Consider the following 25,030-nt stretch of genomic DNA (forward strand, 5'->3'; position numbering starts at 1 on the left):
GACCTTCAGTTCAAGCCTTCAGGGCGCACGGTGGCTGGTTATGTCACAGAAAACGGCGAGATCGTCGCAATCGGCGAGGACCCGCCTGTAGTGATCGTTCTTGCTCCGCAACTTGTTGACGGCGCGGTAAAGTGGGAGTGTCGCGGCTACCCCAACAAGATCGTTCCAGTGTTCTGCCGAGCAGATAAGTGAGACCAGACCTCGCCATCCTCACCCTCAACCGTCACCATGTCCAGACTTCGCGTAGAAAGTTTCACCATCTCCCTCGACGGTTTCGGCGCTGGCCCGGACCAGGACATCAACAACCCTCTGGGCGTGGGCGGCACGTTGCTTCATGGCTGGGCCATTCCCACCCGGACGTTCCAGAAGACCTTGTTCGGCAAGGACGGCGGAGAAACGGGCGTGGATGACGACTTTGCCGCCCGGGGCTTTCAGAACATTGGGGCCTGGATTCTGGGCCGGAACATGTTCGGACCGGTTCGCGGCCCCTGGCCCGACGAGACCTGGCGCGGCTGGTGGGGCGAAAACCCGGTCTATCACGTCCCGGTGTTTGTGCTGACCCACCACGCACGCGCGCCGCTGGTCATGGAAGGCGGCACCACCTTCCACTTTGTGACCGAAGGGATTGCCGCCGCGCTGGCGCAGGCGCGCGAAGCGGCTGGGGGCAAGGATGTTCGCGTGGGTGGCGGGGTCGATGTCATTCAACAGTACCTTCGCCAACGCCTGATCGACGAGATGCACATCGCCATTGCGCCGGTCCTGCTCGGCTCTGGGGAAAGACTTTTTGAAGGAGTCAACCTTCCTGCTTTGGGGTATGCCTGCACGCGGCACCTAAGCACTTCACTGGCGACCCATCTGGTCATCGCCCGGCAATGACCTGAGCGCTGTCTGACACACCCCAACCTCAAGTTTCAAGATGCTTTGGCTGACCATTTTTCTCGGAGGCGCTCTTGTGTGGGCAGGCATTGATGCCTTGTTGCACCTGGGGGCGCCGCAATACTTGACCAAGCGGGAAATTGCGGAGGCGGTGTATGGCGATGGTGCGCCACAGATGTCGGAACGCGGTGAGCACTATGCTCGCAGACGCCTGATCGTGCAGGACTCTTCCCTCGCGACGTTGATTGCATGGTTGTTCATTGTTGCGGGCCTGGCGTCAGTCATCGGTGCAATATGGTTGCTTTTACAAACCTGGTAGCTGGTTCCCTGCGGCGGCTTGCCGAGTCGGCTGGATGCGAGTGTTGACCCATGGACGATTTTCTTGCGCTCGCTGCGTGGCTCGTCGTGGAAGTCGTGCTCATTCAAACGGGGAGGGTCGCGGTGTGGTTTGCCACACTTGGCCGCTGGCGCGGGGAGCGCATCACCGAAAACGAGGGGCGCATCCACGGGCCGGCGGGCGCACTTTCGTTCGTGCGGGAAGGCCGTCGAATCGTGACCGCCAGCGGCATGCTATTTGCCGGAATCCTTTTCTACGCTGCGCTTGTCCTTTTTCTCCTCGCTTGGGCCAGATGATCCGAGCAAGATCTTCGGCCAGTCACAAGCGGAGCAGGGCCTCGACCCGTTGACGGGGGCCAATACCGGAAGCTGCAGGCACTTGGAACGCTTGCTCCCGTCGCGGCTCGGCGCAGTCGTCCTACGCCGCAAGAGGCTTCCGAGGCTCGCTTCAGGTCTGAGCTTCGCTCGGCATGGACGCCGGGTCCATCCAGAGCGCGGCCCACAGGTGGCCGTCGGGGTCGGCAAGGTCGCGGGTGTACATGAAGCCCAGGTCCTCGGCCGGGTTCGCATCCGCCTGACCTCCATGGGCCGCCGCGGCAAGGTTCATCGCGTCCACGGCGCCGCGGCTTTCCAGCGCGAGCGAGAGCATCATCGCGCTGCTCCCGGCCGGCGGGAACGGCCGCTGCGTGAACGTGCGCCACTTGGCGTGGCTGACCAGCATCACCTGGATGGCCTCGCTCCACACCATGCAGGCGGAGGCGTCGTCGCTGAATTGCGGGTTCTGGCTGAAGCCCAGCGCCGTGTAGAAGGCGATGGAGGCCTTGAGGTCGGTGACCGGCAGGCTGATGAAGATCATCTTTGTCATGGGGTTTCCTTGGTGTGTGTCTGGGGGCTGGAGCCTCCGCACGGGCAGAGCCTCACCCCTACGACGATCGACCCACGCCGGAATCGACAAATGGCCGGACCGGCACCGCCTCAGGGTTGGGCGGAGATGTAGCCGGCAAAGCGGGACAGGAAGTCGTGGATGTGCAGGGTGCCCTGGTAGTAGCGGCCCCAGCTGAATACCCGCATCTGCACCTGGCGGCCATGGATGACGAGGATCTGCACTGCAACGTAGTGCAGGTACTGGTCTTCGGAGAGGCTGGTCCTCATCCGGCCGCCGTTGAGCGCGTTGAGGATGCCCGGGTCGATGGCGATGATCACAAAATGGTGCTGGCCCAGCTTGTTGCAGGCTTCCTGCAGGGTTTTCAACTTGACCAGGTAGCCATGCGCGTCCTCGGCCTCGAAGGCGGTCTTGGTCGAAGGCTTGATCGAACCATGGGTGTCGATCTTCTGGACCAGGCGCGACAGGCTGATGGCATCGTCATGCTCGTAGGACCGCGGGCGCATGTGGCTTTGTATGTTGCGGAAGCTGATGCGGTCGACAACGTTGGTGAAGCCCATCTTGCGCAGCGTGCCCGCCAGCAGGGTGGGTTGGGTGCCCTGAACGGCGGCCGACAGGACGCCGGGCACGTGGGACACGTCCAGCGCGTTGCGGATGCTGGCCAGCGCCACGTAGTCCACCTCCTTCATGCCGTCCGGAATGGGCGCTGCCTTGATCTGCGGGATCGGTTCGATCAGCGAATCCCGCAGGTGGCCCACGCCGGTGGTGACGAGGTCAATGCAGAACGACACATAGTGTTCCGGGCTCCTCTGCGCGTACAGGAACAGCAGGCTGGCCTGCCCGCAAAAATCCACCTCGGCCTGGTTGATGTCCTGGGGGCGCGCAACGCGGATCGCAAGCTGCAGTGCAAACTGCAGCGGGTTGACGTTGGTGAAAAACGAGTTCCACGGAAACTCGTTGCGGAACTCCAGCAATTCGATGGCATCGATCAGGCCCGGCCGCGGCGGATTGATTTCCTGAAGGATGGCTTTCCAGGTGGTCAGGAAGTTCACCAGTTCTGGTTGTGTGGGTGTGACGTACCCCGGATCGGCGAGGGTCGCGCAGACAGTATTGATGGCGATGTTCACGGGCCTCGTGTGGTTGCGGATCAGCGCCAGTTGCGTGGTGCAGTAATTCTGGAGGGTGGCAAGGGTCATCATGGCGGCGGCCTGGCGGTGTCACTGGGTGCGCCGCAGGGTAAAAGCCGTCTGCGCCGGGGTCAATCCTGTCAACCTTGACAGGTGGGGGCCGGAAAAGCACGCTGGACGCTATATTTTGTATAGCGCCCAATGCCCGCCAGTCCTGGACTACAGCCCGATCTTGTTCTGAAAATGGCTGGGCGACTGCCCCATGGCGCTCTTGAACATGGCGCTGAAGGCGCTGTCACTGGCGTAGCCGCTGGCGGCGGCCACCTGGCTCACCGGTGCGCCGCGCGCGAGCATGGGCAGGGCGTGCGCCAGGATCACCTGCTGGCGCCACTGCTGGTAGCTGGTGCCCAGCTCCTCGCGGAACAACCGGGCCACGGTGCGCTCGCTAGCGCCAAAGTCGCTGGCCCATTCGGCCAGGGTGGCGCGCTCGGCCGGCGCGTGCACGATGGCGTCGCACAGCGCGCGCAGGCGCTTGTCGCCCGACTGCGGGTGCGGCATGGGCACGCCCAGCGGCAGCGCATCGGCGTGGCCGATTTCCTCCATCACCAGCTGGGTCAGGGCCTGCTCGCGGGCCGGCGTGAGGGGGCTGCCCGCGGGCGCGTCCAGGGCCTGGATCAGCTCGCGCAGCAGCGGGGTCACGCCGATCATGCGGCAGGCGTCCCAGCCGGCGGGCGTGACCACCGGGTCCATGTAGAGCGTGCGGAATTCGGCCGACTCGAGCACATGGATGGCGTGGCGGGCCCCCGGGGCGATCCACACGGCGCGTGATGGCGGCACGATGTAGGTCACCTCGTCGCCCGATCCCGGCGTGCTGGAGGCAATCACTTGCAGCATGCCGCTGGCGCTGTAGGCCAGCTGGGCCCAGGCGTGATGGTGCGGCTCGAAGTGGGTGTCGGCGGTCATGGTGCGCGCGCGCACCCGCACCGGGCGCCTCGGGTCGGGCCGGAAGGGGTCGGTGTCGCCCACCGGCATCAGGCGGGGCGGGGCATGGCTGGCGCGGGTCATGGCGGGATGGCTGGAATTCGATGAAACATGGCGTTCCGTCGTGTTCCGGAAATCGCACCCCGAGTCTACGATAGCCGCCATGAACCCTTCCACCACCCTGAATGTGCCGCCTGGCGGCGCCATCAGCCTGCGCCAGGACGCGGGCGTGATCGGCCTTGTGGGCCTGGCCCACATGATCAGCCACTACAGCCAGCTGCTGCTGGCGCCCCTGTTCCCCTGGCTCAAGGACGCCCTGCATGCGAGCTACACCGAGCTGGGCTTCCTGATGACGGTGTTTTTTGTGGTGTCGTGCGCGGTGCAGGCGGCCTCGGGCTTTCTGGTGGACCGCTATGGCCCGCGGCCCATCCTGTTCGCGGGCCTGGCGCTGCTGGGCGGGGCCGCGTTTGGCTACGCGGCCAGCACCGGTTACTGGATGATGGCGTTCTTCTCTATCGTGGCGGGCATTGGCAACGGGGTGTTCCACCCGGTGGACTACACCTTGCTCAACCGCAAGGTCAGCGCGCCGCGGCTGGGCCATGCCTACAGCTTCCACGGGATCACGGGCAGCCTGGGCTGGGCGCTGGCGCCGGCCATGCTGGTGCCGCTGGCGCTGGCGTTCTCCTGGCGGGTGGCGCTGGTGGGCGCGGGCATGCTGGCCTATGGGGTGCTGGCCGTGCTCTGGTTTCACCGCGACAAGCTCAGCCTGCCCGCCGCCGCGCCAGCCACTGCCAGCCGGGCCGCCGGCCAGCCTGCGGGCGAGGGCAGCTTTGATTTCCTGCGCATCCCGGCGGTGTGGATGTGTTTTGCGTTCTTCTTTTTCTACGCCATCGTGATCAGCGTGGTGCAGGCCTTTGCGCCCGAGGCCGCGCGCCAGTTGCACGGCGTGCCGCTGGCGCTGGCGGCCATGTGCCTCACGGTCTACATGGTGTGCAGCGCAGGCGGCATGGTGCTGGGGGGCTTTCTGGCCGCCGACCCGTCGCGCTGCGAGCGCATCGTGGGCATGGCGTTTGGCGTGGCGGCCATGTTTGCCCTGACCCTGGGCCTGGCCGACCTGCCCGCGCTCATGGTGCCGGTGCTGTTTGGCGTGATGGGGTTTGCCTCGGGCATCGCGGGGCCCTCGCGCGACCTGCTGGTCAAGAAGTCCACGCCTGACAACGCCACGGGACGGGTCTACGGCGTGGTGTACGCGGGGCTGGACATTGGCCAGGCTGCGGCGCCGCTGATGTTCGGCGCCCTGATGGACCAGCATCGCTACAGCGCCGTGCTGGTCGGGCTGGCCGTGGTGCAGGGGGTGCTGATTGCCAGTGCCTTCAACGTGCGCAAGGTGCGGCGCACCGCGCTGGTGCCGGCCTGACGCGCCGGGCCGCAGCGCCACTGCAGCGCTACTTCTTCAGCGAGTCCATCATGCTGTCGAGGTTGAACGGGTGCCAGTTGTCCGGCAGGCCGGCGATGGTCTCGCGGGCCCGGAACTCGGCGCTCTCAAGTGCCTGGCTCTCGGTGGAATACAGGTGGTAGCTGCGCACCTTGTGCTGTGCGTTGATGTTGTGCACCGAGTCGGGCTTGGCAATGCAGATCTTGGCGAAGCCGACAAACTCGGTTCCGCTCTCCACGGTGTAGGCGGCGATGAAGTAACCCTTGACCGGGCCGGTGATGCGTTCCATGTTGGGATGTGGGGGTGTCTCGCTCGAGTATCAATCATAGGCAGCGCCCGCGGGTGGGTGCAAGGTAACACGCTGCGGGCGACTCAACTTATTTGGTTACCGAACTTGCGTGCCCATCGCCCCATGTAAGCAGGGGGGCCCGTACCATCAATGCACCTTACACAGGAGATTCATAGATGGCAATGCAGAGCCCTTTTTTCAACAAGCGCGAGACCGATCCTTTCAACCCCCGCCACGTCAGCCCGAATGCCGGCGCCGCCAGTGGCGCCAGCAGCCTGCAGGGTGGGGCAACGGCATCGCACGCGGCGTCCGGCGCCACCGGCGTGCAGGCTGGCACGGCCGCGGGAAAAGAGGGTGAAAGCAAACTCACGGTGGGCCCCAACATCAAGCTGCGCGGCGTGGAAATCACCGACTGCGACACGCTGGTGGTGGAGGGTTCGGTCGAAGCCACCATGGATTCACGCGTGATCCAGATTTCGGAGCGCGGGGCATTCAAGGGCTCCGCTGAAATCGACATCGCCGAAATCCGCGGCGAGTTCGACGGCAGCCTCACGGTGCGCCAGAAGCTCATGATCTATTCCACGGGCAAGGTCACGGGCAAGATCCGCTACGGCAAGGTGGTGATCGAAGAGGGTGGCCAGCTTTCGGGCGAGATCAGCTTTGGTACGCAGCCTGCGGCCCGGCCGGCCGTGCCCCTGAAACCCATCTCGACGAGTTCGATCATCGCCGCCTGAGGGGGCTGGCCAGGGCCTTTTCCCGTGGAAGCCGCATGAGAAAAAGGCCGCGCCGGTGTGACATTGTGTGAGGCGTGCTGGTTTGTGTTGCGGGCACGACGCAATTGCGCGGCCCGGCTTATCAGTGGCCGTATTGGCTTGCATAATCAGTTTTTCAACTGACATTGACCTGCAGTCAAAACATGGCGGAAACCTCACCTCTGTTGCGGCAATGCATCGACGACGTGACCGCACGCGCGCCCGATGTTCTTGACCGCGTGATCGAGGCGGCCCTGCCCGAACTGCAGGCGGCGGAAAACAAGAGCCGCGAGGTCGCCCAGCGTGACCGCCTGGGGCTGGCCTGGCGCGGCCTGCTCCAGCACAAGGCGGCGTGGATGCGCGCCTTCCCCGGGGTTCTCAAGAAGCGCCTGATCGCTGCTGGCGCCCAGGGGGGCGACGCCGCCCCCGGTCTGGCCCGGGCGTCAGGGCTGGGCGAGCTGTCCCTGGTGGACGATGGCAAGGTGGTGGAGTCGCTCGAATCGGCGCGGCTGCTGCAGGACCTGCTGCCCGCCGTGGAGCATGAGCTCGCGGCGCTTGATGTGCTCATGAGCTCGGTGGTGGGCCAGGACGTGATCCGCCCCGAACTCAACCCGCTGCGGCCCGAGATTTTTGCTCAGGCGCTGCGCGAACTGCTGGCGCCTTCGGAGCCCGAGGCCGAGATCCGATCCATCTGGCTGCGTTATCTGGCCAAACCCCTGGGCGCCGAACTCAAGCTGCTCTACCCCGCCATGGTGGACCTGCTGCAACGCGCCCATGTGCGCGAGGCCGGCTACCGGCTGCGTTTGATGGCCAATGTGCAGGTACCGGCGCGTGCCATGCCGGCGGCAGCGGGCATGGGGGGCGGCGGGAGCGGCGGCGGCGGTTCAGGTTCGGGGGGTGGTTCTGGCACCGGCCAGGGCTATGGTGGCGGCCCGGGCGGTGCGAGCGGCTCCGGCGGCCTGGGTGACCTGCCCGCGATGCCGCAGCTTGGCCGGGCCCAGTCGGCCATCGGCCACCAGGTGTTTCACCAGTTTCTGGGGGGCGGCGGGCCGCGTTTTGACGCGCCGCTGGCACCGGGCTATTACCAGGCGGTGGACGAGGAGCTGGCCGCCATTGACCGCGTGGCAGCCACGGCGCGGGTTGACGTGGCCGCCCAGCAGCAGCTTCATGCGCAGTACCGCAGCATGCCCGCGGTGGACCGGCCGGTGCGGCCAGTGGATGTTGGCAGCCACCTCAACGGCGATGGCTGGGGCAGTTTTGCCGCGGCCCACGAGCGCGACCGTGCGCTCATGCAGCTCAAGAAAAAGGCGCAGCAGGTCAACCAGGTGGTGGGGCTGGACGTGGTGCGCACCCTGGTCAACCAGGTGGCGCACGACCCGCTGCTGCTGGCGCCGGTGCGCGAGGCCGTGGTGGCGCTCGAGCCGGCGCTGCTGCAGCTGTCGCTGGACCACCCGCGCTTTTTTGCCGAGGACGACCATCCCGCCCGCCGCCTGATCGAGGCCGTGGCCCAGCGCAGCTTCCGCTACAACGACGAGTATTCGAGCGAGTTTGGCGAGTTCTTCGAGCCGGTGCAAAAAGCCTTCAGGGACCTCAGCGCCGCCGGCACCGACGACCCCCAGGCCTTTGGCAGTGCGCTGGTCAAGCTGCAGAAGACCTGGGACACGCATGACCAGCAGGAACTGGAGTCGCACGACAACGGCCTGCAATCGATCCGCTTTGCCGAAGAGCGCCAGGCCATTGCCGACCAGATCGCCTGGGACCTGAGCCAGCGCTCGGACCTGGACAACGTGCCGGGCATGATCCTGGACTTTCTCTACAGCGACTGGGCCCTGGTCATCGCCCACGCCAAGCTCGTCGACAAGCGCAACCAGCTGGACCCGGGGGGCTTTCGCACCGCGGTGTCCGACCTGCTGTGGAGCGTCAAGAAGGACGTGACGCTCAAGCGCCCGGTCAAGCTGATCGAGATGGTGCCCGGCCTGGTGTCCACGCTGCACGCGGGGCTTGACCTGCTGGGCAAGGAGCGCGAAGAGACCAAGCCGTTCTTTGACGCGCTGATGCGGCTGCACAACCCCGTGCTCAAGCTGCGGCGGGCGCGCTCGCGCCGCGAGGCGGCCGAGTCGGCCTCCGCGCCGCTGACCTCGTCGATGGCGCTGCTGGGCGGCGTGACGTCCATGTCCATGGACATCGACGAAACCCTGGCCGCCACCGAGGAGCAGCGCAGGCCGCGCAAGGCCGCGCAGCCCTGGCTGGGCCGCCACGAGCTGGACGCCGCGGGCTTTGAAGAAACCCTGCCCACCGATTACGCCGAGCTCACCGCGTCCACCCGCCCGGCGGGCGCGGACCCGGCCGATGCGCAGGAGGGCGATGAGCCCGCCGCGCACGACATGGTGATGGCTGCCGATGAGGCCGGCGACAGCCAGGACCCTTCCTACATCCTCGACAGCCTGCACGAGGGCTCGTGGGTCGACCTGTACTCCAAGCGGCAGTGGCTGCGCGCCCAGCTCATCTGGGCCAGCACCAAGGGCACGCTGTTCATGTTTGTGAGCCGGGGCGGGCGGCCGCACTCCATGACCAAGCGCAGCTGCGAAAAGCTCATTCGCGACCGCCTGTTGCGTCCGGTCAAAACCGGGGCCGTGGTGGACAAGGCCATGGCCGCCATTGCCGAGAGCGCGCGCACGGTGCCCAGGCCGGTGGCCGAGCCGCTGGCTGCCTGACGGCGGTCCATAGTTTCTCCTCAATCGTGCGGGATCATCGGGCCTTGGCGCGGGGTGGTCCTGCGCACAGGAGAACGCTCATGAACCCCTTGCACACCGCACTGGCCGCCGCTTTGATCGGCCTGACGACGCTGGCGCAAGCCCAGGCCCAGCCACCGCGCGGCGGCCCGCCGCCCGAAGCCATTGCCGCCTGCCAGGGCAAGGCCGCCAAGGCGGCCTGCACCTTCACGGGCCGCCAGGGCGAGGCGCTCACGGGGGTGTGCTTCCAGCCGCCGCCGCGTCGCGAGGCGGGTGCCGGTGCATCCACATCCGCGGGCGCCGCACCCACCGCCATGCCCATGGCGTGCCGGCCCGCCAATGCGCCTGCCGGTCCGCCTCAAGGGCAGGGAGGACCCGGGGGCCAGGACGGCCCGCCGCCGCGCAAGTAACGCGCTACACCGCGCTGCGGTGCCGCGCGATGCAGGTGTCCAGCACCTCGCCCGCGTCGCGCTGCCACCAGTGGCCGGTGGAGAAGATCTCCACTTCGCTGAAGCCGGCAAAGCCCTGGGCTTCGACCCAGCCGCGGATCCGGGGGATGTCGATCACGCCGTCGCCCATCATGCCGCGGTCGTTGAGCAGGTCGGTGGTGGGGGTGAGCCAGTCGCACACATGGAAGGCCAGCAACCGGCGGCGGCCTGCGCGTTCGATCTGCGCCTGCAGCTTCGGGTCCCACCACACGTGGTAAACGTCCACGGCCGCGCCCAGCGCGGCGGGCCGGGCGGCATCGGCGCCGCTTGCCACCGGGTCCAGCGCGTCGCACACGTCCAGCGCCTGCTCCAGGGTGTTGATGCAGGCGCGGTCGGCCGCATACATGGGGTGCAGCGGCTCGATGGCCAGTGGCATGCCGCAGGACTTGGCGTAGTCCAGCAGCGCCCCGATGCCATCGGTGACCTGTTGCCTTGCCAGTGCGATGTTCTTGTGCGCGGCCTGGCCGGCCAGCGCGCCGGGCAGGCTGCCCACCACCAGCACCAGGCAGGGCGCGCCCAGTTCGCAGGCTTCGTCCACGGCGCGGCGGTTGTCGTCGTGCGCGGCCTTCAGGCCGGCCGCGTCGGTGGCGGGGAACATGCCACCCCGGCAGTAGCCCGACAGCGCCAGCCCGTGGCTCTTGACCAGGCGCGACACCACGGCCAGCCCGGCCGCGGCCACCTGGTCGCGCCAGGGCGAGATGGCGCGGATGCCACGGCGCGCGCAGGCTTCGATGATTTCGGGCAGTGGCAGGTCCGTGCCGCGGCTCTTGCGCACGGTGGCGGTGTTGATGGACAGCCAGTGGTGGTCTTGCGAGAAGTCGCGCATCTCAGGCGTCCACGCCGTGGATCGCCAGCAGCGTCTTCATGCGCTGCACGGCCAGTTCGGGCTGCTCCAGCAGGTTGGCCGCGTCGGCCAGGCGGAACAGCTCGGCCAGGTGCACCAGCGAGCGCGTGCTCTGCTGCCCACCCACCATGGTGAAGTGGCTCTGGTGCCCGTTGAGCCAGGCCATGAACACCACCCCGGTTTTGTAAAAGCGCGTGGGCGCGGCAAAGATGTGGCGCGACAGCGGCACCGTGGGGCCCAGGATGGCGTGGAACCTTTCGACATTGCCCCGGGCCAGCTCGGCCAGCGCGGCGCTGGCGGCGGGCGCGATGGCGTCAAAGATGCCCAGCAGCGCGTCGCTCTGGCCATGCTCCGGCGTGCTGCCATGGCCGTCGCCGGCAATCAGCTCGGCGTAGTTGAAGTCGTCGCCGGTGTACATGCGCACACCCCGCGCGAGGCGGCGGCGCATGGCGATTTCCTTGTCCTTGTCGAGCAGGGAGATCTTGATGCCGTCCACCTTGCCGGCGTGCGCCGCGATGATGCCCAGCGCAGTGTCCATGGCGGCGTCCACGTCTGGCGTGCCCCAGTAGCCCTTGAGCGCCGGGTCGAACATGTCGCCCAGCCAGTGCAGCACCACCGGCTGCCTGGCCTGGGACAGCACGCGGTCGTACACGCGCTCGTAGTCGGCCGGGCTTTGGGCCACGCGCGCCAGCGCGCGGCTGGCCATGACGATGAGCTTGCCGCCGAGCTTTTCAATGGCCTCCATCTGCGTTTCGTAGCCGCGGATGACGTCGTCCACGCTTCGCACGTCATCGAGGTTCAGGTGGTCGGTGCCGCAGCCCGAGGCGACGAGGGCGTGTGGCCCGAAGTCACGCGCGGCGTCGAGCGAGCGACGGATCAGTTCAAGCGACGTGGGCCAGTCCAGCCCCATGCCGCGCTGCGCGGTGTCCATGGCCTCGGCCACGCCCAGGCCCAGCGACCACAGGTGGCGGCGGTAGGCGATGGTGGCGTCCCAGTCCACCGCGCACTGCAGCCAGGGGTCGATGGCGGCGCGCGGGTCGGCCACCACATGGGCGGCGGAATAGGCGATGCGGTTGAAGACGGCCCCCGGCGCGGGGCGCGCGGGCGGCTGGCCACGCAGCGGCCAGGGGGCGAGCGCGCCGTCGGTCGTGGGAAGGCGGAGAGACAGTGTCATGGCGTCGTGGGGCGGGATTTCAGGTCAAAAGTGGCTGGAGTCCAGGAGGGGCGGGCAGTGTGTGCTATCAAACCTGTAGCGGTTTGACGTCCACCCAGCGCCGTTCCTTCCACGACTGCAAGGCGGCCTCGACCAGCTGCACGCCCTTGGCGCCTTCGGGCAGGGTCCAGCGGTAGGGCGCGTCCTCCACCACGTGGCGGATGAAGTGCTCCCACTGGATCTTGAAGCCGTTGTCGTAGACCTGGCTGTCGGGCACTTCCTGCCACTGGTCAAAGAAGTTCATCTTCTGCTTCTCGTCGGGGTTCCACACCGGGCGCGGCGTGGTCACGCGGCTTTGCGCGCGGCAGCTCGACAGGCCCGCCACGGCCGAGCCGTGCGTGCCGTCCACGTGGAAGGTGACGAGGTCGTCGCGGCGCACGCGCGTGGCCCACGACATGTTCATTTGCGCGATCACCGGCTCGCCGTTGTGGCCCACCAGCTCGGCGGTGGCGTAGGCCGCGTCGTCGGCCGTGGCCTGGTAGGGCTTGCCGGCTTCGTCCCAGCGCTCGGGGATGTGGGTGGCGCCCAGGCACGAGATGGACTTGACCTCGCCGAACAGGTTGTCCAGCACATAGCGCCAGTGGCACATCATGTCCAGGATCATGCCGCCGCCATCTTCCGCGCGGTAGTTCCAGCTGGGGCGCTGGATGGGCTGCAGGTCGCCCTCGAACACCCAGTAGCCAAACTCCAGCCGCACGCTGAGCATGCGGCCAAAGAAGCCCGCGCGGCGCAGCATGTCGAGCTTGCGCAGGCCGGGCAAAAACAGCTTGTCCTGCACGGCGCCGTGCTTCAGGCCGCTGGCCTTGCCGGCCTCCTCGGCCAGCCGGGCAATCTCCACGGCCTCGTTGAGGTTGGTGGCGATGGGTTTTTCGCAGTACACATGCTTGCCCGCGCGGATGGCCTTGGCCAGCAGGGTGGGGCGCATCTGCGTGGTGCCGGCGTCGAAGAACACGGTGTCTTCCTTGTTGGCCAGCGCGGCGTCCAGATCGGTGCCCCAGCGCGCGATGTGGTGGGCCTTGGCCAGAGCCTGCATCTTCTCGGCGTTGCGGCCGATCAGGATGGGGTCGGGCATGACTTTGTCGCCATTGGACAGCGTGACGCCGCCCTGGTTGCGGATGGCCACGATGGAGCGGATCAGGTGCTGGTTCATGCCCATGCGTCCGGTGACGCCGTGCATGATGATTCCGAGTTTTTGTACTGGCATGGGGGTTCTCTTGAAGAGCAGGTTTCAGTGAATGGGCTGGAGGCTGTCCCAGCGGGGAATGGCGGCCGTGGCAAAGCCGGGGCAGTGCAAGGTGGCCAGGTTGAGCAGGCCGCCGTGCACGGCCAGGTGCACGCGGCCGGCGCTGTTTTCGTTGAAGCTTTCGTAAAAGCCGGGGTGGGCGCTGGCGAAGGCCTGGGCCTCTTCCGCGGGTGCGATGCCAAAGCCGTCGACATAGTGGTGGCCGTTGCGCTCGATATGCGTCACGCCCAGGCTGGCGGCCAGCAGCGTGTCCTGCTGCACGGCCAGGCCGGCCTGGCAGGTCAGGTCTTCACCCGAGAGCAGCAGGCGCTGCGGCTCGCGTGCCACGCGCGCCGCGCTGCGCAACGAGCGATAGATGCCCTTGCAGGCCTTGCTGGAGATGCCGCTGTAGCCCAGCGGAATGCCGCGCTCGAACACCTCATCATGGTCATCGGACTCGTCGAGGATCACCGGGACCTGGATGCCAAGCCCCGCAATCGATTGCTCCAGCGCCACGCGGCGCGCGATGGGCTGTTCCAGCAGCAAGGTTCGCTGCAGCAGCGCCTGGACCGATGGCGCCTTGGTCAGGCTCTGCCAGAAGCCGCCCAAGGCCTGCGCATCGGCAAAGGTTTCGTTGCCGTCCAGCGTGACGCGGTAGTCGCCGGCCTGTGCATCGAGCACGGCGGCAATGCGCGACAGGCGCTCGATGTCCGCTTCGGGTTGGCCCGAGAGCTTGAGCTTGAAGTGGTGCAGCCCGTAGTGGGCGATGGCGTCCTGCAGCGTGGCGGGCAGGCCGTCCTGCGGGTCGGCGCCCTCGTCGGCGGGCGTCAGGCGGTCGGCCAGGCCCACGGTGTGGCGCAGCGTGACGGTGCCGGGTTTCACCAGGGGCAGGGTAGCGCTCCACGGCTCGCCCAGCACGCCGGCGCGCAGCCCGTCCACCCAGCCCAGGCCGGCCGCGCGCAGGACGGCATCGGCCACCGCCTTGTCGATCTGGGCCGGCCCCATCTGGGCGGCCAGCCGTGGCAGGCCGCGCGCCATGGCGGCGGCGATGGCCTGCTCGCTGGCGGCCTGATGCAGGGCGAACGCGCTGGCCTGCCCGCCCGCGCCCGCATAGGCCTCGCGCGCGGCCCGCAGCGACTCGCGCAGCTGCTCAAAATTCTGCTCATGCGTGAGCGCCGGGTTCTTGTCGAACCACTTGGGCACCATGAGTTCGGCGCTCGCGCCTTCAAAGGTGCGGCCATCCACCTCCACCACGGCCCGCACAAAGGCCTGCGGGCAGCGCGTGACCGTGGCCGCGCCAAAACGGAACGGCAGGCGCAGAGTGACGGGCCGCTCGAACAGCGAGACCGAACGCACGCGCAGTCGGGGCGCGGTCATGCGAGGCTGCTCCAGATGCCGCGCACATGGCCGGCGCTGAAAGCGGCGCAGCCTGGGCCATCGGGTTGGTAGTCAAAGGGCTCCACGGCCATCCAGCCGCTGTAGCGCGCCTGGTGCAGCACGCGCAGCACGGGCGCCTGGGGGGTGTCGCCCTGGCCGGGGCCGCGGCGGTTGCGGTCGTTGAGCTGCACATGGGCAATGTGGCCGCTGGCCAGGTACTGGGCCAGCACCTCGTGCACGGGCGTCGCCTCGGCCTGCGAGGCGGCGCTCACGTCGAGCATGGTGCGCAGCGCGGGCGAGCCAATGCGGTCCACCAGCGCGGCGGCCTGCGCCACGGTGTTGATCACCGGGGTTTCCACGGGCGACAGCGGTTCCAGGCAATAGACCACGCCGGCCTTTTCAGCGTGGGGCGCGAGCGCGGCCAGCGTGGCTTCGAGCCGGGCGGTGGCGTCGGCCACGGTCTGGCCCGCCAGCGGTGAGCGTTGCCTGGGTGACCCATGCACCAGCACCTGGGCGCCGCAGGCGGCGGCAAAGCCGATCAGCCGCTCGAGCAGCGTGGTGGTTTTCTTCAGCACCGCGGCATCGGCGCTGACCAGCGACAGGCCTTCGGGCTTGACCAGCAGCCAGTGCAGGCTGGAGATGACCAGCCCATGGTCGTGCGCCACCATGCGCAAGCGCCGGGCGGCCGCGTCGTCCAGCGTGGCCGGGTCGTCGGCCAGGGTGAAGGGCGCCAGCTCCAGCCCGGTGTAACCCAGCGTGGCGGCCAGCGCGCACTGGCGCTCGAACGGCAGCGCCTGCAGCACCTCGTTGCACAGGGCGAGCTTCATGCGGCGGCCTTTCGCTTGCGGTACAGGCTGTAGAGCTTGAAGCCGATGGTGCCGAAGATCAGCGCCGCCACGCAGGCCGAGATGGGCCGCGTGAAGAAGGGCGACAGGTCGCCATCAGACAGCAGCAATGCGCGGCGCAGGTTCTTCTCGAGCAGGTCGCCCAGCACGATGCCCAGCACCAGCGGCGCCATGGGGTAGCCAAAGCAGCGCAAAAAGAAGCCGATGAGGCCGAAGGCCAGCATCACATACACATCAAACAGCCGCCCCGCGATGGCAAAGCTGCCGACCGAGCACAGCACGAAAATAATCGGAACGATGAAGTGCTGCGGCACGCGCAGCACCTGCACCAGCGCCTTGGTCAGCACCAGGCCATAGATCAGGATGCCAATGGTGGCGAACAGCATCATGGCCACCACGTCGTACACGAAGGACGGGTTCTCGACCATGATCAGGGGCCCCGGCTTGACGCCGTGGATGATCATGGCGGCCATGAGCACGGCCGCGGGAGCCGAGCCCGGAATGGCCAGTGTGAGCACGGGGATCATCGCGCCGGGCACGCAGGCGTTGTCGCCGGTCTCGGCGGCCATCAGGCCCTCGACCGAGCCCTTGCCGAACATCTCTTTCTCCTTGCTCGTTCGCTTGGCGGCCGCGTAGGATGACCAGGCCGCCACGTCTTCGCCCACGCCGGGAACAATGCCCACGCCGGTGCCGATCAGGCCCGAGCGCAGGATGGTGCGCCAGTATTTGGTCACGTCACCGAGCTTGGGGATCACCGTGTCGAACGCGCTGATCTTCACCGGCAGTTGCCGGTTGCGCATGGAGGTCAGCAACTCGGCAAAGCCAAAGGCGCCCACCAGCGCGGGCACCAGCTGGATGCCGCCGGCCAGGTCGCGCACGCCCCAGGCAAAGCGCTCGTAGCCGTATTGCGGCTCCTGGCCAATGCCGGCGATGAACAGCCCCGCGATGCCTGCGATCCAGCCCTTGAGCGGATCGTCGCCGGTGAGGGTGCCGGCAATGATCACGCCAAACAGCGCGAGCCAGAAAAATTCGTACGCGCCGAACTTGAGCGCCATGCCGCCGAGGATGGGCGTGAAGCCGGCCAGGAAGAACATGCCGATCAGCGTGCCCAGCACCGAGCCCGTGGTGGCGATGCCCATGGCCCGCCCGGCCATGCCCTGGCGTGCCAGCGTGTAGCCGTCCAGGCACGACGCGGCCGACGCCGGCGTGCCGGGAATGTTCAGCAAGATGGCAGAGCGCGAGCCGCCGTAGATCGAGCCCACGTAGGTGCAGATCAGGATCAACAGGGCCTGGCTGGGCTGCAGCTTGAGCGTGAGCGTGGTCATGAGCGCCAGCGCCATGGTGGCCGTCAGGCCGGGCAGCGCGCCCATGATCACGCCAACCAGGGACGACAGCAGCGCGTAGAAGATGACCTCGGGCGTGCTGAAGCGCGCGATCGACTGGCCAAAGAGAATGAGTCCGTCAAACATGGCGATCCGGGTTCAGGGCAGACGGACGAGAAAGACCTGCTGGAACACCAGCGTGACCACCGTGGAGGTGAGCACGCCCGCCACCAGCGCCGCCAGCACGCGCCGGGGCAGGGCCTGCTCCGGCGGTGTGAAGGTCCAGGTAAAGGCCGCCACAAACAGCCCGGTGGCGAGCCAGAACGGCACGCGCCCGATCAGGCCGGCCGCGTAGACCAGGCACAGCACGAGGGTGATGGCGATGCGGCGATTCAGAACAGGCCCACCCGGCTCGCCGGGCTGGCCTTTGGCCGTGCGGCGCCAGCCCCGCAGCATGAGCATGGCGCCCAGAAACACGATGACGCAGCCAATCATGCCCGGCACGAAGCCTGGCATGGTGTAGAGCACGGCGCCCATGGACGTGAAACGGTCCATGCGCAGCGACTCCGCCACGATCAACAGGCCAAAGCCCACCCATCCCGCACCGCCCAACAGGTCGGAGCGGGCGCTGTCAACGCCCTCGCTCATGTGGTTTCCTGTGTTGTGAAATCAGGGCTTGGGGATGCCGACCGTGTCAGGCGACACCTTGGCCTTCCCCGCGGCCTGCTGGGTCCAGGCGTACGACTGGATCGCGGGGAACACGGCCTTCTGGGCTTCTTCGCCCGCGGCCGGCGCAAAGATGGCGCCACGCGACTGGGCGTATTTGCGCAGGGCCTCGTTCTTGGACATCTCGGTGGCCCAGATCTTGTCCAGCGTCTGCGCCACTTCAGGGGGTGCGCCCTTGGGCACGAAGATGCCGAAGTAGTTGATGGGCTCCTTGAAGCCGGGGATGAAGTTGGACATGGGCGGCACGGTGCCAAAGCCTTCAATCTCCAGCGACTTGTCGCCCACCACGGCCAGCGGCCGGATCTTCTTGGCGCGGATCATGTCCATCTGCTCGGCGGCGAGCTGGGTGGTGACCTGGGTCTCGCCCGACGCGGCGGCCACGGCGGCGGGTGCGCCGCCGTCGTAGGTCACGTGCTTGTAGCTCACGCCGGCGGCGCGTGCCAGCGCTTCAATGGCCGCGTGACCGCTGGAGTTGACGCCGGCCGTGGCGACCGAGATGGCGCCGGGCTTGGCCTTCATCGCGGCCAGCAGCTCGGGCATGGTCTTGTAGGGGGTGTCGGCGTTGACGCCCACCACGGCGATGTGGGCCACGTTCAGGTACAGGTTCCAGTCCTTGGCCGAGGTGTCCAGCATGCCCAGCACCTTGTAGGTGCCCAGGTCCTTGGCGCCACCGGCCGTCCAGGTGTAGCCGTCGTGCGGGGCTTCCCAGGCGTTCTTGGTGCCGACCGAGCCCGAGGCGCCGGGCTGGTTCATGACCACGATTTTCTGGCCCAGGTATTTCTCCAGTTCGGCCGCGGTGACGCGCGTCACCTGGTCGGTGGAGCCGCCGGGGGCCCAGGGCACGATCAGCGTGATGGGCCGCGTGGGCTTCCACTGCGCCAGGGCGCCAGTGGCGGCCGCGGAAAGCAGGCCTGCGATCAGCAGACCGCGAATGGACAGGGCAGATTTCATGCAGGAGTCTCCTTCGTTGTTAATTCACTAACGAGTGAATTGTAGAAATCGCCCGGAGACGGGTCAACGGGCTTCAAGGCTCAGCTTCTAAGTACATACCCTAGGATCACTTCGCTCATGTGGGACAGCCGCTCGCTGCGTGCCTTGGGCGCCATGAGGTCGCGCCCGAAGATGGCCGACAGCGTGAAGTTGTTCGACAGGTAGAAGTACGACAGCCCGGCAATCGACACATACAGTTGCACCGGGTCGATGCCGCCGCGAAAGCTGCCGTCCTTGCGGCCGCGCTCCAGCACCTCGCCCAGCGTGGCGATCAGCGGGGAGTTGAGTTCGCGCACCCGTGGCGACTCGTCCAGGTGGCGCGCGCGGTGCAGGTTGGCGCTGTTGAGCAGGGTGAGGAACTCGGGGTGCTCCAGGTAGTAGTTCCAGGTGAACTCCACCAGCCGGCGCACCGCGTCGGGCGGAGACAGGTCGAGCAGCTTGAGCTGGCGCTCCTCCTCGCGGATGTGGCGGTAGGCCTGCTCCAGCACGGACTGGAAGAGGCGCTCCTTGTCCTCGAAGTAGTAGTAGATCAGGCGCTTGTTCAGGCCTGCGCGTTCGGCAATGCGGTCCATGCGCGCGCCGCCCAGGCCGTACTCGGCAAACTCATCGCGGGCGGCCGCTAAGATGGTGTTCTGTGATCGGTCCGCATCGCGCAGGCGCTCTTCCGCGGCGGGAGGTGTGTCTCGGGTCATGACGTAATAATTCACCAATCAGTTAATAAAGTCAAATTCCATGTCTCAAATTGCAGGGCACCTGCTGGTTGAATGCCTGATTGCCCAAGGCGTGACCCATGTGTTTGGCGTGCCAGGCGAGAGCTATCTTGCCGCACTTGATGGCTTTCATGCCCATGCGGGCCGCATCCGTTTCGTCATCAACCGGCAAGAGGGCGGTGCGGCCTTCATGGCGGAAGCCCATGGCAAGCTGACGGGCCGCCCCGGCGTGTGCTTCGTCACACGCGGCCCCGGCGCCACCAACGCCTCGATCGGCGTTCACACCGCCTTCCAGGACTCCACCCCCATGGTGCTGTTCGTGGGCGACGTGGCGAGCGACCAGCGCGACCGCGAAGCCTTCCAGGAGGTGGACTATGGCGCTTTCTTTGGCCCTTCCACCCGCGGCATGGCCAAGCGCGTGGAGCGCGTTGACGATCCAGCCCGGTTGCCCGAGTACGTGGCGCGCGCCTTTGCCACGGCCATGAACGGCCGGCCGGGCCCGGTGGTGCTGGTGCTGCCGGAAGACATGCTCACCCAGGCGGTCGAGGTGAAGGCGTTGCCGCGCGTGGAGGCGGTGGAAGCCTGGAGCGACCCGGGCTCGCTGCGGCAACTGCGCGAGATGCTGCTGCAGTCGCGCCAGCCGTTTGTGATTGCCGGTGGCGGCGGCTGGACGCCCCAAGCCGCGCAGGCCCTGCAGCGCTTCGCCGAGAACTGGAAACTGCCCGTGGGCAATGCCTTCCGGTTCCAGGACACCTTTGACAACTTCCATCCGCTGTACGCGGGCGATGTGGGCATCGGGCTGAACCCCAGGCTTGCCGCGCGCATCAGGGAAAGCGACCTGATCATCGCGATCGGCCCGCGGCTGGGCGAGATGACGACCAGCGGGTACACGCTGCTGACGCCGCCGCGCGCGCGGCAAAAGCTCGTGCACATCCACGCCAGCGCCGAGGAACTCAACCGCGTCTACCAGGCGGACCTGGCCATCAATGCCACCATGAATGCCGCGGCCCGCTCGCTGGAAGTGTTGACGGCACCGCCCGCGCTGCCCTGGGAGGCCTGGACCGAAGCCGCCCACGCGGACTATGAAGCCAACCTCGTGCCACAGGCCCTGCCCGGCGAGATCGACATGCCGGCCATCGTGGCAAGCCTGCAGAAGCACCTGCCGGCCGACGCGGTGCTGACCAACGGCGCCGGCAACTTCGCCAGCTGGATCCACCGCTTCTTCCGCCACCATGGGCTGGCCAAGGGCTTCAAGACGCAGCTGGCGCCCACGGTGGGGGCCATGGGCTACGGCGTGCCGGCCGGCATTGCCGCCAACCTGGCGACGGGACGCACCGCCTTCACCATCGCTGGCGATGGCGACTTCCTGATGAACGGGCAGGAGCTGGCTACGGCCGTGCAGCATGGGGGCAAGAGCATCATCGTGTTGCTGAACAATGGCATGTACGGCACCATCCGCATGCACCAGGAGCGCGAGTACCCGCAGCACGTGAGCGGCTCGCAGCTGAGCAATCCCGACTTCGCGGCACTCGCGCGCGCCTATGGCTATGCGGGGGTGCGCATCAGCCGCACCGCCGAGTTCGAGCCCGAGCTGCTGGCCGCCCTGGCCCGCGACGGCGGTACGCTGATCGAGGTCACGCTGGACCCCGAGGTCATCACCACCCGCGGCACGCTGTCGGCCATCACGCAGGCGGCGCTGCGCAAGAAGTAGCCGTCGAGCAGGCAGGGCGCACAGCCCCAATGAAAAAGGGCCACTTGCGTGGCCCTTTGAGTGTCAGCAGCGCAGGGCTTACTTGACGTGCTTGCCGATCAGGCCAGCCATTTCGAACATGGACACCTGGGCCTTGCCGAAGATTTCCTTCAGCTTGGCGTCGGCGTTGACCATGCGCTTGTTCATCTTGTCCTGCAGGTTGTTCTTCTTGATGTACGTCCACAGCTTGCTGACCACCTCGGTGCGCGGCAGCGGGTTGGAACCCACCACGGCAGCCAGGGCGGCGCTGGGCGTCAGGGCCTTCATGAACGCGGCGTTCGGAGTGCGCTTCTTTGCCGGGGCCTTCTTGGCAGCAGCCTTCTTGGCCGGCGCTGCCTTCTTGGCGACTACCTTCTTGGCCGGAGCGGCCTTCTTGGCAGGAGCCTTTTTGGCGGCGACCTTCTTCGCGGGCGCAGCCTTCTTCGCTGCTACTTTCTTGGCTGGGGCGGCCTTCTTTGCGGGCGCCTTCTTTGCCGGAGCTTTCTTTGCAGTTGCCATGATTGAATTTCCTTCTAGGAGTTGATTAATCACCAATGGGAATCTTCATTCCTACCGGCACTGCGGATGCTACTGGAGAAAAAACGCGTTTCCAAGTGAAAAAGCGCTTTTTTCCCTCTGGCGTGTTGTTTTTTTAATGCGTGTTTTCAGGCGGTTTTCCCTCTGAAGATCAGCAAAACGCCGGTCAGGATCACGCCGCACGCAGTCCACTCCATGCCCGAGACCGCTTCACCGGCGAAAACGACGCCCAAAAACAGGGCAATCAGCGGGTTCACGAAGGCATAACTGGTGGCCATCGCGGGTGACGCGTGGCCCAGCAGATAGAGGTAGGCACTGAATGCGACGAGCGAGCCAAAGACCACGAGGTACAGCCACGCCAGCGCGGCGAGCGGTTGGACGGGCCACGCGGGCTGCTCACCCAACGCAAGAGAAATCAGCATCAACACCGCGCCGCCACACAACATTTCGCTGGCGAATCCCGTGGGCCCCGGCGCCAGCGGCAGCCGTGTGGTGGACAGCACCGAGCCCAGCGACCAGGCGAGCGTGGCGCCTGCGATGCAGGCCAGGCTGGCAGGCGAGGCCGAAAAACTGGCGCCGCGCACCAGCAGCAGCACGCCCGCCAGGCCCACCGCCATGCCCAGGAGCTCGAGCCGGTTGGGACGTTGGCCGAACAGCAGCCCCCAGGCGCACACCAGCATGGGCACCACGGCAATGAAGGCCGCGATCAATCCGGAACCCACATGCAGCTCGGCGCTGGCCGTCAGACCCATGCCTCCGCCCAGCATCAGGGTGCCCACCGCAAGGGCGTTGAGCCATTGCCGTGGGGTGGGCCAGCCCGGTGCGCCCGAGGAGCCCGGGCGCCAGCGCGTCCAGGCCATGAGCAGCGCGCCGGCCAGGAGGAAGCGCGTGCCCATCTGGAAAAACGGCGGAAAGCTCACGAGTGCGAAGCGGATCGCGAGGTAGGTGGAGCCCCAGACCAGGTAGCAGGCCAGCAGGGCTGGCAGGAGCAGTGGCGCGGCCGATGGCCGGGCGGCGGTAAGTGTGGTGGTGTTCATGCCCGGAATCGTAGGTTGCCCGGACGCGGCAAACCATGGATGATTCAAGGACAAATGGGTTTCTGGCCTTGAGAATCAAAATAGATGAGCACCATGACCGAAGTTTCCGAGTTCGATTCTTACGACGGCCGCATTCTGGCCGAATTGCAGCGCGACGCGCGCATCACCATGGCCGAGCTCGGCCGGCGCGTTCACCTGAGCCAGCCCGCGGTGACGGAGCGCGTGCGCAAGCTGGAGATGAACGGGGTCATCCGGGGCTACCGGGCCGAGGTCGACTACCAGCGCCTGGGCTATGGCATCCGGGGCATCGTGCGGGTGGGGCGGGCCGAGTATGCGCGCGTGGTGAAGCTGATCGAGCAGACGCCCGAGGTGATCAACGCCTTCAACGTCACGGGCGACGACAGCTGGGTGCTGGAGATCGCCGTGATCGATGTGCAGCATCTGGATGCCGTGGTCACCAAGTTTTGTATCCTTACCGAAACAGCGACCTGCATCGTGCTCAACGCGCCGCGTGAAAACGCCATGGTGTTGCCGGCACGGCGCGAGAACATCAAACCCACCATCAAGAAAGTCACCGGAAAATGAGCCTGACCTTTGCCACCTGCGATCTCTGCGACGCCCACGAGGGCGACACCACCGGCAGTTTCCGCGTGTTGCCGCCGGTATTCCAGAGCTACGGGGCCGTGCCACGCTTCCACGGCCCCGTGGTGACGCTGCGCTGTCCTGAAGACAATTCGCGGGTGCGGGAGGCAGTGAACTCCCCCGGCGAAATCCAGACGCCTGCCGGGAAGGTGGCGCAGGTTCTGGTGATTGATGGCGGCGGTTCGCTGCGGCGCGCGCTGGTGGGGGGCAATCTTGCCGCCGCCGCCGCCAAAAACGGCTGGGCGGGCATCGTGGTGGACGGCGCGGTGCGCGACCTGGCTGAACTGTCGCAGGCCCAAGTCGGCATCCGCGCGCTGGCCCTGATGCCCTTGCGGTCGGTCAAGCGTGATGAAGGCCAGCGCGACCTTGCGGTCCGGATCCAGGGTGTTGACGTGCGTCCTGGTGACTGGCTTTATGCCGATGAAGACGGCATCGTCGTCAGCGCGACAGCGCTGATCTGACGGGCAGCGTGGCCAGGACCACGCCTGCCAGGGCGAGGGCAAAGGCCAGCAATTGCATCACGCCCAGGCGCTCGCCCAGCGCAAAAACACCCACCAGCGCGGCCGAGACGGGCAACATCACGGTAAAGACGCCGCCTTGCGATGCGGGCACCGACTTGAGGCCCGTCATCCAGAGCCAGACGGTCCACACGCTGGCGGCGAGCGAGTAGAACAGCAGCAGCAGCCAGATGCCCGGCACCACCGTGCTGAAATCGAAGCGTGCCGCGGCATACAGGCCGAACGGGGTGACCAGCGCGAACCCCCAGAGGTTGATGAGGGCCGTGATCCGCTTGGGCCCGAGCGACCCCGTGAGCTTCTTGCCGATCACCGCATACGAGGCCTCGCACAACACGGCGCCGAAGACCAGCAGGTTGCCCAGCCAGACCCTGCTAGCGGCGTCGGCATCGCCGGCGGACCCATGCCCCCCCTGCGGCCGCGCCAGGCCAAGCAGGCCGATGCCCAGGGCCGCGCATACCACCGCGGCCCAGACCCGCGGACTGATGCGCTCGCGCAGGAATGCCCAGCTCAGCAGGGCCACGACGGCAGGAATGGACGCCATGATGACGCCGGCCGAGACGGCGCTGGTGAGGCTGACGCCGAACAGCATGCAGATGGAGAACAGGAAGTTGCCCAGGAAGGACTCCAGGAACACGAGGCGACGGGTCTGCGCCGTCATCGGAGGCTCGTCGGGCGGCTTCCTGAGCCAGTGCAGCATGGCAAAGCCGCCGATGCCAAAGCGCAGCCAGGCCAGCAGGAAGACCGGTATGGCGGCGGCAAGGGGTTTGGACAGCGCCACATAGCTGCCGACCAGCGACATGCTGAGCGCGAGGCAGCCGTAGGCAAGCGCGCGGCTGGGCAATGGGCGATTCACTAGACTGTTTCCCTGAATTCAAACCATAAAAGGCCGCCCATCATGCCCGAGGATCCCGCAACTTCTGCCCGCCATGTGTTTGTTTACGGCACGCTGCGCCGCGGTGATGACAACGACATCACGCGCCTGCGGCCGGCGCCTCGCTGGGTCGGCCAGGCGCGCATCAAGGGCGCGATGTACCACTTCGGCCGCTATCCCGGCGTGGCGCTGGGCGGCGCGGACGACGTGATCGGAGAGGTCTACGAGATATCGCCTGCGCTGGAAGCCGTGCTCGACGAGATCGAGGAGGTCTACCCGCAGCAGACCAACGAGTACGCCAAGCGCGTGATCGGGGTGGACGTGCAGGGGCGCCGCCTGGAATGCATCGTGTACGAGATCAACCCTGACCGGCTCGGTGGACGCGCGCGGATCGCCTCGGGGGATTGGGTCAAGGACCGCTGAGAATTTTTCATTTGATGAATTTTGCTTTTCTCAATATGGAATTTTGATTTGTTGGAGCGCAGAAAATTTTCTCAATACAAGAAATAAAATTCCATATTGAGAAAATATATCATTAAGTTATTGAT

At 66.7% G+C, this 25,030-nt stretch carries 27 protein-coding genes; 11 read left to right on the forward strand and 16 right to left on the reverse strand.

The genetic code is table 11. The features are described from left to right. Nucleotides 1-228 precede the first annotated feature (228 nt). The 3 genes from KF796_10590 to KF796_10600 are packed head-to-tail and all read left to right on the forward strand — an operon-like array spanning nucleotide 229 to nucleotide 1,509. Nucleotides 229-876: a dihydrofolate reductase family protein gene (locus KF796_10590; GenBank protein MBX3587081.1), complete on the forward strand. Its 648-nt coding sequence runs from the start codon at nucleotides 229-231 to the stop codon at nucleotides 874-876. A 40-nt stretch (nucleotides 877-916) separates the two neighbouring features. Beyond that, a complete protein-coding gene (locus tag KF796_10595; protein ID MBX3587082.1) occupies nucleotides 917-1,195 on the forward strand; it encodes a hypothetical protein in 279 nt (92 codons plus the stop codon). Between the two features lie 50 nt (nucleotides 1,196-1,245). Further along, the gene (locus tag KF796_10600; GenBank protein ID MBX3587083.1) at nucleotides 1,246-1,509 is read left to right on the forward strand and encodes a hypothetical protein; all 264 of its coding nucleotides are present in this window, start codon (nucleotides 1,246-1,248) and stop codon (nucleotides 1,507-1,509) included. Nucleotides 1,510-1,660: 151 nt separating this feature from the next. Here KF796_10600 and KF796_10605 read toward each other — a convergent pair whose 3' ends face one another. The 3 genes from KF796_10605 to KF796_10615 all read right to left on the reverse strand — a co-directional run bounded on the left by KF796_10605 (nucleotide 1,661) and on the right by KF796_10615 (nucleotide 4,254). After that, nucleotides 1,661-2,077: a lactoylglutathione lyase gene (locus tag KF796_10605; GenBank protein MBX3587084.1), complete on the reverse strand. Its 417-nt coding sequence runs from the start codon at nucleotides 2,075-2,077 to the stop codon at nucleotides 1,661-1,663. Nucleotides 2,078-2,187: 110 nt separating this feature from the next. Beyond that, nucleotides 2,188-3,294, reverse strand: a complete 1,107-nt coding sequence (locus KF796_10610) for a hypothetical protein (protein ID MBX3587085.1) — start codon at nucleotides 3,292-3,294, stop codon at nucleotides 2,188-2,190. Between the two features lie 147 nt (nucleotides 3,295-3,441). After that, nucleotides 3,442-4,254 (reverse strand): helix-turn-helix transcriptional regulator, encoded by an 813-nt coding sequence (locus tag KF796_10615; GenBank protein MBX3587086.1) that lies wholly within the window; start codon nucleotides 4,252-4,254, stop codon nucleotides 3,442-3,444. A 112-nt stretch (nucleotides 4,255-4,366) separates the two neighbouring features. Between KF796_10615 and KF796_10620 the strand changes: the two genes are divergently transcribed. After that, complete coding sequence (locus tag KF796_10620) at nucleotides 4,367-5,620, forward strand: MFS transporter (protein MBX3587087.1); 1,254 nt, start codon at nucleotides 4,367-4,369, stop codon at nucleotides 5,618-5,620. A gap of 28 nt (nucleotides 5,621-5,648) precedes the next feature. Here KF796_10620 and KF796_10625 read toward each other — a convergent pair whose 3' ends face one another. Next, nucleotides 5,649-5,927: a hypothetical protein gene (locus tag KF796_10625; protein ID MBX3587088.1), complete on the reverse strand. Its 279-nt coding sequence runs from the start codon at nucleotides 5,925-5,927 to the stop codon at nucleotides 5,649-5,651. 176 nt (nucleotides 5,928-6,103) lie between these two features. Here KF796_10625 and KF796_10630 point away from each other — a divergent pair, with 176 nt between their 5' ends. The 3 genes from KF796_10630 to KF796_10640 all read left to right on the forward strand — a co-directional run bounded on the left by KF796_10630 (nucleotide 6,104) and on the right by KF796_10640 (nucleotide 9,821). After that, nucleotides 6,104-6,661 (forward strand): polymer-forming cytoskeletal protein, encoded by a 558-nt coding sequence (locus tag KF796_10630; protein ID MBX3587089.1) that lies wholly within the window; start codon nucleotides 6,104-6,106, stop codon nucleotides 6,659-6,661. Between the two features lie 182 nt (nucleotides 6,662-6,843). Continuing rightward, nucleotides 6,844-9,393: a DUF1631 family protein gene (locus KF796_10635; protein ID MBX3587090.1), complete on the forward strand. Its 2,550-nt coding sequence runs from the start codon at nucleotides 6,844-6,846 to the stop codon at nucleotides 9,391-9,393. A gap of 80 nt (nucleotides 9,394-9,473) precedes the next feature. Then, nucleotides 9,474-9,821, forward strand: coding sequence for a hypothetical protein (locus tag KF796_10640; protein ID MBX3587091.1), 348 nt, complete (start codon nucleotides 9,474-9,476; stop codon nucleotides 9,819-9,821). Nucleotides 9,822-9,825: 4 nt separating this feature from the next. Here the strand turns inward: KF796_10640 and KF796_10645 are convergent, their stop codons facing one another. The 9 genes from KF796_10645 to KF796_10685 form a co-directional block, all read right to left on the reverse strand. Next, nucleotides 9,826-10,725 (reverse strand): sugar phosphate isomerase/epimerase, encoded by a 900-nt coding sequence (locus KF796_10645; protein MBX3587092.1) that lies wholly within the window; start codon nucleotides 10,723-10,725, stop codon nucleotides 9,826-9,828. A 1-nt stretch (nucleotide 10,726) separates the two neighbouring features. Then, entirely contained in the window at nucleotides 10,727-11,917 is a 1,191-nt protein-coding gene (locus KF796_10650) for a dihydrodipicolinate synthase family protein (protein ID MBX3587093.1), read from the reverse strand. Nucleotides 11,918-11,984: 67 nt separating this feature from the next. After that, a complete protein-coding gene (locus KF796_10655; protein ID MBX3587094.1) occupies nucleotides 11,985-13,160 on the reverse strand; it encodes a Gfo/Idh/MocA family oxidoreductase in 1,176 nt (391 codons plus the stop codon). A gap of 24 nt (nucleotides 13,161-13,184) precedes the next feature. Further along, a complete protein-coding gene (locus tag KF796_10660; protein ID MBX3587095.1) occupies nucleotides 13,185-14,555 on the reverse strand; it encodes a hypothetical protein in 1,371 nt (456 codons plus the stop codon). Beyond that, nucleotides 14,552-15,382, reverse strand: a complete 831-nt coding sequence (locus KF796_10665) for a sugar phosphate isomerase/epimerase (protein ID MBX3587096.1) — start codon at nucleotides 15,380-15,382, stop codon at nucleotides 14,552-14,554. The genes KF796_10660 and KF796_10665 overlap by 4 nt, the downstream gene beginning before the upstream one ends. Next, nucleotides 15,379-16,869: a tripartite tricarboxylate transporter permease gene (locus tag KF796_10670; GenBank protein ID MBX3587097.1), complete on the reverse strand. Its 1,491-nt coding sequence runs from the start codon at nucleotides 16,867-16,869 to the stop codon at nucleotides 15,379-15,381. Before KF796_10670 ends, KF796_10665 begins: the two co-directional genes overlap by 4 nt. Nucleotides 16,870-16,881: 12 nt before the next feature. Next, a complete protein-coding gene (locus KF796_10675) occupies nucleotides 16,882-17,370 on the reverse strand; it encodes a tripartite tricarboxylate transporter TctB family protein (protein ID MBX3587098.1) in 489 nt (162 codons plus the stop codon). A gap of 21 nt (nucleotides 17,371-17,391) precedes the next feature. Next, nucleotides 17,392-18,399, reverse strand: coding sequence for a tripartite tricarboxylate transporter substrate binding protein (locus KF796_10680; protein MBX3587099.1), 1,008 nt, complete (start codon nucleotides 18,397-18,399; stop codon nucleotides 17,392-17,394). A gap of 80 nt (nucleotides 18,400-18,479) precedes the next feature. Next, nucleotides 18,480-19,130 carry a TetR family transcriptional regulator gene (locus tag KF796_10685; protein ID MBX3587100.1) on the reverse strand — a complete coding sequence of 217 codons (651 nt, stop codon included), beginning with the start codon at nucleotides 19,128-19,130 and terminating at the stop codon, nucleotides 18,480-18,482. 40 nt (nucleotides 19,131-19,170) lie between these two features. Between KF796_10685 and KF796_10690 the strand changes: the two genes are divergently transcribed. After that, nucleotides 19,171-20,859 (forward strand): thiamine pyrophosphate-binding protein, encoded by a 1,689-nt coding sequence (locus KF796_10690; protein ID MBX3587101.1) that lies wholly within the window; start codon nucleotides 19,171-19,173, stop codon nucleotides 20,857-20,859. Nucleotides 20,860-20,937: 78 nt separating this feature from the next. On the opposite strand, the gene KF796_10695 is transcribed toward KF796_10690, so the two are convergent. Both KF796_10695 and yedA read right to left on the reverse strand, forming a co-directional pair. Continuing rightward, nucleotides 20,938-21,396: an SWIB/MDM2 domain-containing protein gene (locus KF796_10695; GenBank protein MBX3587102.1), complete on the reverse strand. Its 459-nt coding sequence runs from the start codon at nucleotides 21,394-21,396 to the stop codon at nucleotides 20,938-20,940. 146 nt (nucleotides 21,397-21,542) lie between these two features. After that, a complete protein-coding gene (gene yedA, locus KF796_10700) occupies nucleotides 21,543-22,451 on the reverse strand; it encodes a drug/metabolite exporter YedA (GenBank protein MBX3587103.1) in 909 nt (302 codons plus the stop codon). A gap of 93 nt (nucleotides 22,452-22,544) precedes the next feature. Here yedA and KF796_10705 point away from each other — a divergent pair, with 93 nt between their 5' ends. Further along, nucleotides 22,545-23,036, forward strand: coding sequence for an Lrp/AsnC family transcriptional regulator (locus KF796_10705; protein ID MBX3587104.1), 492 nt, complete (start codon nucleotides 22,545-22,547; stop codon nucleotides 23,034-23,036). Beyond that, nucleotides 23,033-23,554, forward strand: coding sequence for a ribonuclease E activity regulator RraA (gene rraA / locus KF796_10710; GenBank protein MBX3587105.1), 522 nt, complete (start codon nucleotides 23,033-23,035; stop codon nucleotides 23,552-23,554). Before KF796_10705 ends, rraA begins: the two co-directional genes overlap by 4 nt. Here rraA and KF796_10715 read toward each other — a convergent pair. Further along, on the reverse strand, nucleotides 23,532-24,410 hold the full coding sequence (locus KF796_10715) for a DMT family transporter (GenBank protein MBX3587106.1): 879 nt from the start codon (nucleotides 24,408-24,410) through the stop codon (nucleotides 23,532-23,534). The genes rraA and KF796_10715 overlap by 23 nt on opposite strands. Nucleotides 24,411-24,506: 96 nt before the next feature. Here KF796_10715 and KF796_10720 point away from each other — a divergent pair, with 96 nt between their 5' ends. Beyond that, nucleotides 24,507-24,905: a gamma-glutamylcyclotransferase gene (locus KF796_10720; protein MBX3587107.1), complete on the forward strand. Its 399-nt coding sequence runs from the start codon at nucleotides 24,507-24,509 to the stop codon at nucleotides 24,903-24,905. The last annotated feature ends 125 nt before the right edge of the window (nucleotides 24,906-25,030 follow it).

The sequence above is a fragment of the Ramlibacter sp. genome (assembly GCA_019635435.1).
In the GTDB taxonomy this organism is placed as follows: Bacteria; Pseudomonadota; Gammaproteobacteria; order Burkholderiales; family Burkholderiaceae_C; genus JAHBZM01.